The following is a 13881-nucleotide window of genomic DNA, read 5'->3' on the forward strand; positions in this document are numbered from 1 at the left end:
GATCTGGCTCGGCCTGATCTGGTTTGTTTGAAAAGGGTGAGAGGAGCTCCCTCTTCACCTCAAAATCCGATCTATGAATGTCCTTTTCACCCGACTTACAGGCGGGAGTCTTGGGTAGGCTGGGAGGCAGGCGCTGGTGATGTAGAGGGTGTCCAGCTTCTTGATATCGAAGGTGGCACGGTTGAGCGTGAAGCTGGCAAGTCAATGTCGCCGATTAACGCGCCGTCCGGCAGATGGTGGTTGATGCGCTAGCCGCCTCAGATTGTAACCCAGACACCTCCGAGATGATAAAGCTCCTGAACAGCTGTAAGGAGACGATTGAGGGGAGTATTAGCGGTTAAGGAATTGATATCTATGGATCAACCTCATCCGCACATTGCACAGGCGGTCGGTGTTGCCGCACATCCACCGCGAGCTGTACAGCGCAAGTCAGAGTGCATTTGTTTGCCTACTTTTTGTGTGCTGATGACCATCTCATCAAATGGCAAAACAGCGTCAAAACCAGAAAGGCTAGCAACCGCAGACGATTGCGCATGCGCGATCCCAGCGATATTGCGCGCATGACAGGGAATTTCCACTTCCCCACCAACTGGGTCGCAAACCAAACCAAGCGTATTCATCAGACAAAGTGATGCCGCATTAAAGGCTTGTTGTGCTGTTCCTCCAAACAGATGGACCAATCCAGCTGAGATCATTGCGGCTGAAGCACCAGTCTCCACTGAGCATCCTCCCGTTTCAGCGGCAAAACTTCCGTGTTCAGCAAAAACAGCTCCCACAAGTGCTGTGACTTGAAGGGCGTCGATAATCCTTTCACGATCAACACCTTGTTGTTTCAAGGAATATAGCGTGCCCGGTATGATGCCAGAACTTCCAGCTGTTGGAGCAGCGACAACCACTCACCGATTTGCGTTTGCATCCATAACTGCGAGAGAAGCGCTAAGCGCATCCTGCAAGAATGGTGAGCCGATAATCTCCACGGGATTTGCTGCACCAACCTGCTTTGCGCTCGGTTTCAGGAACTTCATATTGGATGATTGATTGGTAAGCGCTAGGCCTGCCTGAACTGCGTCCATCATCACATCATAGCGGTCTGCAAAGGCTTTTCGTGTTTGGGGTTCAGTCAAGCCTAACCGTTTGGCTTCCAGGGACAAAGCAAGATCTGCAAGACCGTGTCCTCTGCTGGTTTGTTGGACCAAAGCCTTTGGGCTGGCAAAAAGAGGGGCCTCGTCGTGGACAGAGAATTGGACAGGTGTGCAGGACCTGACCTTCCAGCTCTGTTCTATCATGTCTTTCAACTCTGGTTGTTGAGGTGATAGTGGCGAACTGGATTTGATCTCAATAAGTTGGTAGCTATTCTTTGAACCTGCACAGACACGAGCTTGTACCTTTGCATTTGAGGGAAGCTGCTGAAGAGATGAATTGTCTCCACATTCCAGCAGAAGTATAAAATCGCTCCCAGTCGCATCAATTGCGAAAGAGTTAAAGCTATCGAGCTTGAACATCCCGCCGCCTATTGAAAGGCCTTTGAAGTGATCTTCCCGAAGTGCGCCTTCGCTGTCTTCAACCGTGACTGCAATTTCCACTCGGTTTGGATGATCGTTGGTGTCTAAATTTCTAATGTTGATCTCTAGCGTAAACGGCTTGCCGTTCATCAGATCAGATAGAGCTTGTCGATATTTAGGTGAGGTGACCTCTTCTCCCATCAAGCCTGCAGCAAAGCCTTCGTCACTGCCTCGGTTGGTATAGACTTGGGCAAATGAGCCCTCTGGATCGAACGCAATTTCAACATTCACAATTTTATCACCATCACAAAGGGAAAGTTGGCGGACAGTCTTTCCTATGAAGTATGGCGCTGCAGAGTGAGAGCTCGAGGGTCCTCTCATCACCGGACCAATTATGGAATTAAGAAGACTGATAGTGCTCATGCAAATTTCTCCGCGAAAAACAATGTGATATTTTACATGGATTACTGATGCATTGAAGGGCAGACCTGATGCTTTCCTCACCTCGCGAAAAGCGTTTCCGTGTGTGATGAGGAGAGCTCAGAGGAGCAATCTAAGCACCTTCGTTTACCTTCAAATTTATACAATAAGAAAAACTTATTGATATGTGCAGAAGATGCAATTTCACTTAATGTGTTTGGCGACCTATATTCAGTCTAGAATTTGCTGGATGCATCGTTTCGTCTCACCGCTTAAGGTAAACGCTACGTCAAAACCAGCAAGAGCCAAATTAGATAGTGGAGACAGCAATGCACGGTAACGATGTCAAGACAGCCGGTGTTTGTCCGGTGGTACATGGCGCGAATACATCGATGGATAAGCCGGTTACCCGATGGTGGCCTGATGCTTTGAATCTCGACATCCTCCATCAACATGGTGCGCGTACCAACCCGATGGACCCAGGATTCAATTATCATGATGCTGTCAAATCACTCGACTTTGAAGCGGTGAAGGCAGACGTTCATGCGCTCATGACCGACAGTCAGGACTGGTGGCCAGCGGATTGGGGCCATTATGGTGGCCTTATGATCCGCCTTTCGTGGCACACAGCTGGCTCTTATCGTCTTGCAGATGGTCGCGGTGGCGGCGGTTCCGGCAACATCCGCTTTGCTCCGCTTAACTCCTGGCCTGATAACGCAAGCCTTGATAAAGCCCGCCGTTTGCTTTGGCCTATCAAGAAAAAGTACGGTAACACTCTCTCCTGGGCTGATCTGATTATTCTCGCAGGCACTATCGCCTATGACTCCATGGGTCTGAAAACCTTTGGTTTCGGGTTTGGCCGTGAGGATATCTGGGGTCCAGAGATCGACACCTATTGGGGATCTGAGAAAGAATGGCTTGCACGCAGTGAAGAGCGCTATGACGATCTGGATGACCCTTCAACGCTCGAAAACCCGCTTGCAGCAACCCATATGGGTTTGATCTACGTGAACCCGGAAGGCGTAAATGGCGTTCCCGGTCCGCAAAAAACAGCCGATCAGATCCGCGAAACCTTTGCTCGTATGGCAATGAATGACGAGGAAACTGCTGCGCTGACGTGCGGTGGTCACACCGTTGGTAAGACCCATGGACGCGGTGCCGTCGATAACATCGGTGTCGCACCGGAAGCCGCTGGTCTTGAAGAGCAGGGATTTGGCTGGTCTAACCCCGGACAGGATGGCAAAGCAACGAATGCCTTTACTTCTGGCATTGAAGGTGCGTGGACCACACACCCAACCACATTCGATATGGGCTTTTTCGATATGCTGTTCGGCCATGAATGGGAGCAGGTAAAATCTCCTGCCGGCGCATGGCAATGGGAACCGGTGTCCATCAAGGAAGAAGACAAACCTGTTGATCCAACAGACCCGTCTGTTCGTCACAATCCGATCATGACGGATGCGGACATGGCGATGAAGGTTGACCCGATCTACAATGAGTACTGTCAGAAATTCATCGCAGATCCTGAGTACTTCAGAGATACGTTTGCGCGTGCATGGTTCAAGCTGACCCACCGCGATATGGGACCGAGAGCCAATTATCTTGGCCCGGATGTGCCGAAAGAAGACCTTATCTGGCAGGATCCTGTTCCAGCAGGCAACACCAACTATGATGTTACTGCGCTGAAAGCAAAAATTGCGGCAAGTGGTTTGAGCAATGAAGACCTGATCAAAACCGCCTGGGACAGCGCACGAACTTATCGCGGTTCTGATATGCGCGGTGGTGCCAACGGTGCTCGTATCCGCCTTGCTCCTCAAAAGGATTGGGTTGGCAATGAGCCAGACCGGCTTGCCAAAGTTCTGGCTGTGCTTGAACCAATTGCAGCGCAGGCAGGAGCCTCAGTCGCAGATGTGATCGTGCTGGCAGGCAACGTTGGTGTAGAAAATGCCATCAAGGCAGCTGGTTTCAACGTGGAAGTTCCATTTGCTTCTGGTCGCGGTGATGCAACAGATGCGATGACAGACGCGACATCCTTCTCTGTATTGGAGCCTATTTCTGATGGCTTCCGTAACTGGCAGAAGCAAGAGTACGCTGTTAGCCCGGAAGAGATGATGCTGGATCGTGCTCAGCTCCTCCGTCTCACTGGCTGGGAAATGACTGCACTTGTTGGTGGCCTGCGCGTTCTTGGTGCCAATTATGGCGGTTCAAAGCATGGTGTCTTCACGGACCGCGAAGGTCAGCTGACAACGGACTTCTTCGTCAACCTGACCGATATGGACAACAGCTGGCATCCACTCAAAGATGGCACCTATGAGATCCGCGACCGCAAATCTGGCAAGCCTAAGTGGACTGCAACCAGTGCTGACCTTGTGTTTGGCTCCAATTCAGTCCTGCGCGCTTATGCTGAAGTGTATGCTCAGGATGACAACCACGAAAAGTTCGTTCGCGACTTCGTGGCAACATGGACCAAGGTCATGAACGCCGACCGCTTCGACCTGACAGCCTAATAAATGCGACCAGTCCGGGCAGGGAACTGCCCGGGCTTCTTCTTGCAACTCCCTACAGGTGCCCTCTCCATCCCAGCTATATCCAGTTGCGCTTCTGTGTTTTTCCGGTTAAGAACCGCTTGACCTCGGGGTGCGCGTATTTGTCGTGCTGAGATGCTTTAGTGGCGAACCCGTTGAACCTGAACCGGCTAGAACCGGCGGAGGGAAGGGTACCGGTTTCACCCATCCTTGCCCTCTCGCCGCAATGGAGGATGACTTGAAACATCTGTTAATTGCTGCGGGATTACTCACTGCAACATCAGCGATGGCTGCTGAGAAGCCTCAACTGACAGTTTACACATACGACAGCTTCGTTTCTGACTGGGGCCCAGGCCCAAAAGTGGAAGAAGCGTTTGAGGCTGTATGCGAGTGTGACCTGAAACTTGTTGGCGTCGAAGATGGCGCAGCACTGCTTTCCCGCATTCGTCTTGAAGGTAAAAACTCAGATGCCGATGTGGTGCTGGGTCTGGACACCAATCTGGTAGAGACTGCCAAGAAAACTGGCCTGTTTGCACCACACTCTGTTGAAGCCCAATATACACTGCCAATGGAGTGGGCTGACGAAACCTTTGTGCCGTACGACTGGGGCTACTTTGCCTTCGTACACAAGGCTGGCGAAACCGTACCAACCAACTTCCGCGAGCTTGCGAAGAGTGATGCCAAGATCCTTATTCAGGATCCACGCTCCTCTACACCCGGCCTCGGGTTGTTGCTTTGGGTGAAAGCGGCTTACGGAGACGAAGCTGCTGATGTTTGGGCGGATCTTTCCGATAACATCGTGACGGTTACAAAAGGTTGGTCAGAAGCCTACGGTCTATTCCTTGATGGGGAAGCGGACATGGTGCTCAGTTACACCACGTCTCCGGCTTACCACCTGATTGCCGAGGAAGATAACAGCAAAACCACTGCCGCGTTTGAAGAAGGCCATTACATGCAGGTTGAAGTAGCGGCAAAGCTTGCCGGGACTGATCAGCCAGAGTTGGCAGACAAGTTCCTGAACTTCATGGTTTCAGATGCTTTCCAGACAATCATTCCAACAACCAACTGGATGTATCCAGCTGTGACACCAAAAGGTGGTTTACCTGCTGGGTTCGACACTCTGCAGGTGCCTGAAAAAGCTTTGTTCTTTAAGCCTGAAGAAGCTGCTGCTGCAAGACGTGAGGCTCTGCCGGAATGGCTAGAAGCGCTCAGCCAGTAAGTTCGCTTCCCGGTGTTGCCGCGGCATTTCTTGTCGCGGCACTCATACTTGGCACGTTGGCCGCGGTTGCCTTGCGAGCCGAAGCGGGTCACGGCTTTTCCTCTTCCGATTGGGCCGCTCTCAAGTTTACGCTCACGCAGGCCGTGCTTTCTGCTGTGATCAGTGTTGCGTTGGCAGTGCCGGTTGCGCGCGCCCTGGCGCGACGGCGGTTTCCGGGCCGCAGTTTGCTCATTGCACTGCTCGGTGCCCCCTTCATTCTACCAGTTATCGTTGCCATTCTTGGGTTACTACAGGTGTTTGGCCGTGCGGGCTGGATATCTGATGTGCTTGTTTATTTTGGTGCTTCACCCATTCGCATTTATGGCCTCCACGGTGTTGTGCTGGCTCATGTTTTCTTCAACCTTCCGCTTGCAACCCGATTGATTTTACAAGGGTGGCAAGAAATCCCTTCAGAGCGTTTTCGCCTTGCTGCACAGCTGGGGTGTGATGGAAAAGCTCTGTTTCGACTGATCGAACTCCCCATGCTCGCGCGCATTTTACCCGGTGCACTGGCTGTGATCTTTGCTATCTGCCTGACAAGCTTTGCTGTTGCTCTGACACTTGGTGGTGGGCCACGGGCGACAACCATTGAGCTGGCGATCTATCAGGCATTTACATATGACTTTGATCTTGGACGGGCCGCGCTGCTTTCTGCATTGCAACTCACGCTCACTGCTGCAGCAGCCTTTGCAGCCCTAAAGCTTTCGCGCGGTGAAGGGTTTGGTGCAGGACTGGACCGAGCGATCCGGCGCTGGGATGGTGGTGCACCTGTTGCAGACGCCTTCTGGATTTTGCTTGCAACATTCTTTTTGCTTTTGCCGCTCAGTGCCGTTGTTCTTTCAGGCCTTAGCGGTCTGTTTCTGGTGCCCTTTATTGTGTTGAAGGCGGCGCTTGTTTCCGTTGCTGTCGCTGCGGCCAGCACGGTGATCTTGTTGCTGTTCGCATTGCCTATGGCAGCAGCCGTTGCCGTTCGCCGACATAGCGTGGTTGAGCTTGTCGGAATTTTGGGGTTGGCAGCGTCTCCACTGGTGATCGGAACGGGCTTGTTTATCATCATACGCCCGTGGGCAAACCCGTCTGACCTTGCTCTTCCTGTGACGGCACTGGTCAACGCGGCGATGGCATTGCCGTTTGCACTTCGCATTCTTGTCCCTGCTGCACGAGATACGGTTTCGCGACATGGACGGTTGGCCTTGTCTCTGAATATGGAAGGTTGGGTGTTCTTCTCACGTGTCCTCATTCCACGCATGCGGCCACAGATCGGATTTGCTGCGGGGCTTGCAGCAGCACTTTCCATGGGAGACCTTGGCGTGATTGCCCTGTTTGCAGATCCGGAAATTGCAACGCTGCCTTTACAGATTTACCGCTTGATGGGGGCATACAAAATGCAGGCAGCAGCCGGCGGAGCTCTTTTACTGCTTGTGCTTTCAATGGCACTGTTCTGGATTTTAGACCGGGGAGGTCGCTGGCATGCTGAAGCTTAGCTCTTGTCTCATTGCAAATGGCCGTTTCCAATTGCAGGCCAACTTGCATGTTGAAGCTGGCAGCAGCGTTGCCGTCATTGGCCCATCTGGCGCAGGAAAATCAACCCTGCTTGAGGCTATTGCCGGGTTCCGTGAATTATCGCAAGGACGCATTTTCTGGAAGGAACAAGAGCTTACCAAGCAGGCTCCGGGAAAACGCCCAATCGCCATGCTGTTTCAGGATGGCAATCTGTTTCCGCACTTAACCGCGACTCAAAACGCAGCCCTCGGTTTGCGGCCTAACGGAAAGCTCTCAAAACCTGAGCAAGAACAAGTAGAAGCAGCCCTTGCGCGGGTCGGTCTGGCGGGGATGGGAGCACGCAAACCAGCTGAACTATCTGGTGGCCAACAAAGCCGTGTCGCGCTTGCCCGTGTATTGGTTCAGCACCGTGATCTGCTGTTACTCGATGAACCCTTCGCGGCCCTTGGTCCAGCGCTTAAAGCCGAGATGCTGGACCTGGTCGCAGACCTTGTTGCAGAAACTGGCACGACGCTTCTCATGGTCAGTCATGACCCACAAGATGCCCGCCGCATCACGAACAAAGCAATCCTCGTCGCGGACGGATCAGCGCACCCACCTGCTGAAACCCAACAACTGCTCAACAACCCACCGCAAGCATTGCGAGAGTATTTGGGGTAGGGAAGCTTATTCCAACCCCTCAACGATCATAATGTCTGCCAAAGCAGCGGTTTTGCGGTGGGTTTTGGCTTCTTGGTATTCTGGGGAGTGGTAGCAGGCCAGGGCTTGTTCCATGGTGTCGAATTCGATGACGACGTTACGGGGGTGTGTGGTGCCTTCCAGGTGCTCGGTTTTTCCGCCGCGGGCGAGGAAGCGGGCGCCGTATTTTTGGAAGGCGGCTGGAGCGGCCTGGGTGTAGTTTGTGTAGGCGTCAGCGTCCGTGACTGTGACGTGGGCAATCCAGTAGGCTTTAGGCATTATTTTTCGCTTTTGCTCAGTTCTGCAGTCAGAAGGGTCTTGGCAATATTTGCGGCTTCCGTCAGATGTAACTGAATGGCAGCTGCAGCGGCCTGAGGGTCGTTCGTTTCGATTGCGGAGTAGATTTTCTCGATCCGTTTGTAACCTGCATCATGGCGGTCACGAGTACCCAAAGTCATTGCGCGCAAACGGCTGATGCGACCATTGAGTCGCTGTACCACTTCCCATGCAACGTTCTGGCCGCTGATATCAAAAATGCACTGATAGAATAATGTTGTTGCTTCAAACAGGTCGTTTGTTTCGCCGCTGCTGTAGGCCAATTTGAGCTGAGCGAGCGCTTTACCAAGTTTTTTCTTATCCCCATCTTTGGCTAGTTCAGCGCATTTTTGTGCGGCACTGGTCTCCAAAAGCATGCGGATTTCGTAGATCTGCTGCGCGTTTTCCCAATCCAGTTTGGCAACGATCGGGCCTTTGTTTGGCAGAATTTCAACAAGGCCTTCTGCTTCAAGGTATCGGATTGTTTCCCTTACAACTGAACGGCTTACGCCAAGCTGGTCGCAAAGTGGCCGCTCGACCAAACGGTCTCCTGACTGGAAATGCCCGGCAATGATAGCAGCTCTCATTTTCTCAAGAGCCATATCGCGAAGCGTCATGGTGGGACGCTCAATTTTCAAAGGATTATTTGCAGTAGAGATCATGGCATCAATCTAGCTTGCGTTGACTTCATTCGCAAGAAGGTATTGACATTCGGTATTATGGTATACCATCTTATCACCATTGAATTTGACAGTGGAATGAACGGAAGACCAATGCCAGCAGAGATACGCAAGACACTTCTTCACGTGGAAGACACGCTGATTGAAGGTGGCAAAAAAGCAGAGACCCCATTGCGGATGATTGCGGCCGTTGCTGTGATCAAGAACCCATGGGCTGGGCAGGGCTTTGTTGAAGATCTGCGTCCGGGCATCCATGATGTTGCACCAGATGTTGGTAGCTTGCTGACGGATATGATCATCAACTTTGCAGGTTCTGGTGAAGCTGTTGAGGGTTACGGTAAAGCAGCTGTTGTTGGTGTGAACGGTGAAGTCGAGCATGCCTCTGCGCTCATTCACACCCTGCAATTTGGTAATTTTTACCGTGAAGCTGTCGGCGCCAAAACCTATCTGGCGTTCTGCAACACCCGCGCTGGTGCAAACGCTCCGATCATGATTCCGCTGATGGACAAGAATGATGGTGGTCGCCGTTCACACTATCTCACCATTCAGCTTGCTATTCCCGATGCTCCGGGCCCAGATGAAATCGTCATCGCACTGGGAGCTTCACTCTCAGGACGCCCGCACCACCGGATTGGTGATCGCTATCAGGACCTTAAGGAGCTGGGACATGACGTTGACAACCCTGCAGCTGTCACATCCTAAGGGCACTGTTTGCTACCGTGAGGTTGGTGAAGGTGAGCCGCTTGTGCTGGTCCACGGGGTTGGCATGCAGGATGCTTCCTGGGAACCGCAAATCGAGCATTTTGCGAAAACGCATCGTGTTATTGCGGTAAACATGCCGGGGCATGGAGGAAGCACTGCGCTTCCCCAAGGCTCTCAGCTGGAAGACTATGTGGCGTGGCTGCATGCAGCGATCTCAGCGCTTGGATTTGAGCAGGTCAATCTTGCCGGTCACTCCATGGGCGCACTGATCAGCGGTGGTTACGCAGCAACGTACCCGGAACGCGTAAAACGCGTTGCTTTGTTGAACGGCGTTTACCGCAGATCTCCAGAAGCTCGCAGTGCTGTGGAGGCGCGGGCTAAGGAAATCGCAGAGGGTCACATCAACATCGACGGACCTTTAAGCCGTTGGTTTAGTGAGAGCATTGCGGATCAGCAGGCGAAAGAAAAAGTCGGCAACTGGCTCCGGGAGGTTGATCCGGTTGGCTATGCAGTCACTTACAACGCATTTGCACATGGGGACGCGACCTATGCTGACAAATGGGAGGAAATCAGATGCCCGGCGCTTTTGCTGACGGGTGATGGTGATCCGAACTCCACCAAGGAAATGGCGGTGGATATGGCCAAGGCAGCGCAGGACGGCATGGTCTGCATCATTGAAGGCCATCGTCATATGGTCAATCTGACAGCACCGGAACAAGTCAACGCCGCAATGGCAAGCTGGTTAAAACAGCCAATAAGAACAAACGGATAGAAAGGGAGATCTACCCGATGACAGCGATGGACCCACGTACATTGAGGAATGCATTTGGTACATTCCTTACCGGTGTTACGGTTGTGACAGCCCATGGGCAGGATGGTGAGCCGCTCGGCTTTACGGCAAATTCCTTTTCAAGCGTTTCCCTCGATCCGCCATTGTTGCTGGTATGTCTTGCGAAAAGCTCCAGCAATTATGATGCGTTGACTGAGGCATCCGGTTTCGCCGTCAATATTTTGGCAGAAACCCAAAAGGATGTGTCCAACACCTTTGCAAGCCGTGTCGAAGACCGTTTTGCGACGGTTGACTGGAAAGTCGGTCCGAATGGCGCTCCGGTCCTTTCTGATGTAGCTGCATGGTTTGATTGCTCAATGCACAATGTGGTGGACGCGGGTGACCATGCAATTCTGATCGGTGAAGTAAAGGCTTTTGAGACCGGCGTTGCCAACGGTCTGGGTTACGCGCGCGGTGCATATTTTACTGCCACACAAGAAGTCAGCTCCATTCAGGTAGATAGTGAAACCGTTGTTAGCGCTCTCCTGGAACGAGACAAAAAAGTGCTGTTTTTTGAAGATGATGCAGGCCAACTGCGATTGCCAACGCGCAATGTCAGCAAAGGCACACCAACCAAAGAACTTACAGCATTACTGGAAGAGGTCGGTGTCCCGTCTTCTGTCGGCTTCATTTACTCCGTCTACGAAGATGAAGAGGCGAATGCCCAGCATCTGGCTTTCCATTGCTCAGCCGGTGAAGGGGCCAGCCAGTCTGGAAACTTCCTCGCGCTGACAGATGATGTGCTGGCGCGCGTGCAGGATGCTGCAACACAGAAAATGCTGGGCCGGTTTGCGAAGGAGACGCAGAAGGGCAATTTCGGCATCTATTTTGGAAATCATGAAAACGGCGAAGTGCGCAAAATCGCACTGGGAGAGTAAGCCATGAAATTTTCACTTTTCATCCATCTTGAGCGCATTTCCGCTGATGAAAGCCAGCAAAAACTCTATGACGAGTTTTTGCAGCTCTGTGAGATTGCAGACAAAGGTGGCATGCATGCGATCTGGACTGGTGAACACCATGGCATGAACTTCACCATTGCGCCGAACCCTTTCATCAACCTTGTAGATCTGGCACGGCGGACCGAAAATGTACGTCTTGGAACAGGAACTGTCATCGCGCCTTTCTGGCATCCAATCAAGCTGGCTGGCGAAGCAGCTATGGCGGATATCATTATGGATGGCCGTCTTGAGCTGGGTATTGCTCGTGGTGCCTACAGTTTTGAATATGAGCGTATGATCCCGGGTCTTGACGCTTGGGAAGCTGGCCAGCGTATGCGAGAGCTGGTGCCTGCCGTCAAGAAGCTTTGGGATGGTGATTATGCTCACGAAGGTGAGTATTGGCAGTTCCCGAAAACGACGTCTGCACCACAACCAATGCAGGATCCGCACCCGCCTGTCTGGGTTGCTGCACGTGATCCAAACTCCCATGATTTTGCGGTGGCGAACGGCTGTAATGTTCAGGTAACGCCGCTCTGGAACGGGGATGATGAAGTTGAAAGCCTCATGGAACGCTTCAACGATGCTTGTGAGAAAAGCCCATCCGTTCCACGTCCAAAGATTATGTTGCTGCGTCACACCTATGTTGGTGGTGATGAGGCGGATGTTCAGCAGGGTGCTGAGGAGGTCAACCGTTTCTACAACTACTTTGGTGCATGGTTCAAAAACGAACGCCCAATCACTCAGGGTCTTATTGAGCCGCTCAACGACGAAGATATCGCGAACCATCCATTCTACAGCGCAGAGCAGATGCGCACCAACAATGTGATCGGTACGTCTGACAAAGTCATCGAGCGCCTGAAGCACTACGAAGACCTTGGCTACGATGAATACTCATTCTGGATTGATAGCGGCATGACGTTTGAGCGCAAGAAAGCGTCTCTTGAACGCTTCATCAACGAAGTGATGCCTGCTTTCCAAAAGGATGCATGATGAAACGCTTCCAGCACTATATCGATGGTCGATTTGAAGATGGCTCAGCACAGTTTCAAAGTCTGGACCCGGCAACGGGTCAGCCTTGGGCAGAAATGCCCGAGGCGCGGACTGAGGACGTAAACCGTGCTGTTGCTGCAGCTGAGCGGGCTTTCTTTGATCCTGCCTGGAGCAGCCTGACAGCCACACAGCGCGGCAAGTTGCTTTACAAACTGGCAGATCTGGTTGAGGCGAATGCGCCTAAGCTGGCACAGTTGGAAACGCAGGACACCGGGAAAATCATCCGCGAAACATCTGCCCAGGTGGCGTATGTGGCGGATTACTATCGGTATTATGCTGGCCTGGCAGATAAGATTGAAGGAGCGCACCTTCCAATCGACAAGCAAGACATGGAAGTTTGGTTGCGCCGCGAGCCAGTTGGCGTGGTGGCTGCCATTGTTCCATGGAACAATCAGCTGTTCCTGTCCGCTGTTAAGATCGGCCCAGCACTGGCAGCCGGCTGCACGTTGATTGTGAAGGCATCTGAAGAAGGGCCTTCGCCTCTTTTGGAGTTTGCCAAGCTGATTGAAGAAGCTGGCTTCCCGAAAGGTGTGGTCAACATCATCACTGGATTTGGTGCTGAATGTGGACAGGTGCTGACATCGCATCCATCAGTGGCTCACGTTGCCTTTACTGGTGGACCGGAAACAGCAAAGCACATCGTGCGCAATTCCGCGGAAAACCTTGCCAGTACCTCGCTTGAGCTGGGCGGAAAATCTCCATTTATCGTGTTTGAAGATGCAGATATCGACAGCGCCGTAAATGCGCAGATATCCGGCATTTTTGCAGCAACAGGCCAAAGCTGTGTTGCAGGTTCTCGCCTGATCATCGCAAAGAGCATCAAGGATGAGTTTCTTGCTCGTTTGAAGGCCAAAGCTGAAGCCGTCGTCATCGGGCATCCGCAGGATATGGCGACAGAGGTCGGCCCGTTGTGCAGCCAGCGCCAGCGCGACCACATCAATGCAGTCATCAAAGCTTCTGTTGAGGCTGGTGCCAAGGTCCTGACAGGCGGCGTGGATTGCGACCGTGATGGTTTCTACTTCCCGCCAACCATTCTGGATTGCTCCGATGTGCCGAACGCTCCTTGTGTGACAACCGAGCTGTTTGGCCCAGTCCTTTCTGTTCTTACCTTTGAGACAGAGGCTGAAGCCCTGCAGATGGCGAACGACACAAAATTTGGCCTGGCTTCCGGCATCTTCACACAAAGCCTGACGCGGGCACACCGCATGATAAAGGGCATTCGCTCCGGCATCGTGTGGGTGAACACCTATCGCGCAGTTTCCCCCGTTGCTCCGTTTGGCGGACAGGGACTTTCCGGCCATGGCCGCGAAGGCGGACTGCAGGCAGCTTTGGATTACACAACAGTTAAAACAGTTTGGTTGCGCACCTCTGATGATCCGATTCCGGATCCATTCGTTATGCGCTGAGAACAGGGAGAACCCCATCCGTAGCTCCTGTTCAGCAGGGGCTGGAGATAAGCCGGCGGTGAAACCCGGCACGGA

General features: G+C 52.6%; 13 protein-coding genes and 1 riboswitch. Of the genes, 9 read left to right on the plus strand and 4 right to left on the minus strand.

Features of this window, described 5'->3' with window-relative positions:
* Nucleotides 1–365 precede the first annotated feature (365 nt).
* Nucleotides 366–896: an L-serine ammonia-lyase, iron-sulfur-dependent, subunit beta gene (locus tag PsW64_RS28000; RefSeq protein WP_208980875.1), complete on the minus strand. Its 531-nt coding sequence runs from the start codon at nucleotides 894–896 to the stop codon at nucleotides 366–368.
* Entirely contained in the window at nucleotides 897–1925 is a 1029-nt protein-coding gene (locus PsW64_RS18590; RefSeq protein ID WP_208980876.1) for a hypothetical protein, read from the minus strand.
* Between the two features lie 326 nt (nucleotides 1926–2251).
* On the opposite strand from PsW64_RS18590, the gene katG reads away from it, so the two are divergent.
* The 4 genes from katG to PsW64_RS18610 all read left to right on the plus strand — a co-directional run bounded on the left by katG (nucleotide 2252) and on the right by PsW64_RS18610 (nucleotide 7868).
* Nucleotides 2252–4429 carry a catalase/peroxidase HPI gene (katG, locus tag PsW64_RS18595; RefSeq protein WP_063304528.1) on the plus strand — a complete coding sequence of 726 codons (2178 nt, stop codon included), beginning with the start codon at nucleotides 2252–2254 and terminating at the stop codon, nucleotides 4427–4429.
* A 116-nt stretch (nucleotides 4430–4545) separates the two neighbouring features.
* Nucleotides 4546–4652: riboswitch (TPP riboswitch) on the plus strand.
* Nucleotides 4653–4673: 21 nt separating this feature from the next.
* Nucleotides 4674–5666 carry a thiamine ABC transporter substrate binding subunit gene (thiB, locus tag PsW64_RS18600; RefSeq protein ID WP_208980877.1) on the plus strand — a complete coding sequence of 331 codons (993 nt, stop codon included), beginning with the start codon at nucleotides 4674–4676 and terminating at the stop codon, nucleotides 5664–5666.
* A complete protein-coding gene (locus PsW64_RS18605) occupies nucleotides 5642–7189 on the plus strand; it encodes a thiamine/thiamine pyrophosphate ABC transporter permease ThiP (protein ID WP_063304976.1) in 1548 nt (515 codons plus the stop codon). The genes thiB and PsW64_RS18605 overlap by 25 nt, the downstream gene beginning before the upstream one ends.
* Nucleotides 7176–7868: a thiamine ABC transporter ATP-binding protein gene (locus PsW64_RS18610; protein ID WP_063304529.1), complete on the plus strand. Its 693-nt coding sequence runs from the start codon at nucleotides 7176–7178 to the stop codon at nucleotides 7866–7868. The genes PsW64_RS18605 and PsW64_RS18610 overlap by 14 nt, the downstream gene beginning before the upstream one ends.
* A 6-nt stretch (nucleotides 7869–7874) precedes the next feature.
* On the opposite strand, the gene PsW64_RS18615 is transcribed toward PsW64_RS18610, so the two are convergent.
* Nucleotides 7875–8165 (minus strand): DUF1330 domain-containing protein, encoded by a 291-nt coding sequence (locus PsW64_RS18615; protein ID WP_063292219.1) that lies wholly within the window; start codon nucleotides 8163–8165, stop codon nucleotides 7875–7877.
* The gene (locus PsW64_RS18620) at nucleotides 8165–8863 is read right to left on the minus strand and encodes a GntR family transcriptional regulator (RefSeq protein WP_063292218.1); all 699 of its coding nucleotides are present in this window, start codon (nucleotides 8861–8863) and stop codon (nucleotides 8165–8167) included. The genes PsW64_RS18615 and PsW64_RS18620 overlap by 1 nt, the downstream gene beginning before the upstream one ends.
* Before the next feature lie 111 nt (nucleotides 8864–8974).
* Here PsW64_RS18620 and PsW64_RS18625 point away from each other — a divergent pair, with 111 nt between their 5' ends.
* The 5 genes from PsW64_RS18625 to PsW64_RS18645 are packed head-to-tail and all read left to right on the plus strand — an operon-like array spanning nucleotide 8975 to nucleotide 13806.
* Complete coding sequence (locus tag PsW64_RS18625) at nucleotides 8975–9583, plus strand: amino acid synthesis family protein (protein WP_057464621.1); 609 nt, start codon at nucleotides 8975–8977, stop codon at nucleotides 9581–9583.
* Nucleotides 9549–10355 (plus strand): alpha/beta fold hydrolase, encoded by an 807-nt coding sequence (locus PsW64_RS18630; protein ID WP_063287747.1) that lies wholly within the window; start codon nucleotides 9549–9551, stop codon nucleotides 10353–10355. Before PsW64_RS18625 ends, PsW64_RS18630 begins: the two co-directional genes overlap by 35 nt.
* Before the next feature lie 17 nt (nucleotides 10356–10372).
* Nucleotides 10373–11290: a flavin reductase family protein gene (locus PsW64_RS18635; RefSeq protein ID WP_063304530.1), complete on the plus strand. Its 918-nt coding sequence runs from the start codon at nucleotides 10373–10375 to the stop codon at nucleotides 11288–11290.
* A gap of 3 nt (nucleotides 11291–11293) precedes the next feature.
* Nucleotides 11294–12340: an LLM class flavin-dependent oxidoreductase gene (locus tag PsW64_RS18640; RefSeq protein WP_063292216.1), complete on the plus strand. Its 1047-nt coding sequence runs from the start codon at nucleotides 11294–11296 to the stop codon at nucleotides 12338–12340.
* Nucleotides 12340–13806, plus strand: a complete 1467-nt coding sequence (locus tag PsW64_RS18645; protein ID WP_063292243.1) for an aldehyde dehydrogenase — start codon at nucleotides 12340–12342, stop codon at nucleotides 13804–13806. Before PsW64_RS18640 ends, PsW64_RS18645 begins: the two co-directional genes overlap by 1 nt.
* Nucleotides 13807–13881: the final 75 nt, after the last annotated feature.

The sequence above is a fragment of the Pseudovibrio sp. W64 genome, assembly GCF_001623145.1.
GTDB lineage: Bacteria > Pseudomonadota > Alphaproteobacteria > Rhizobiales > Stappiaceae > Pseudovibrio.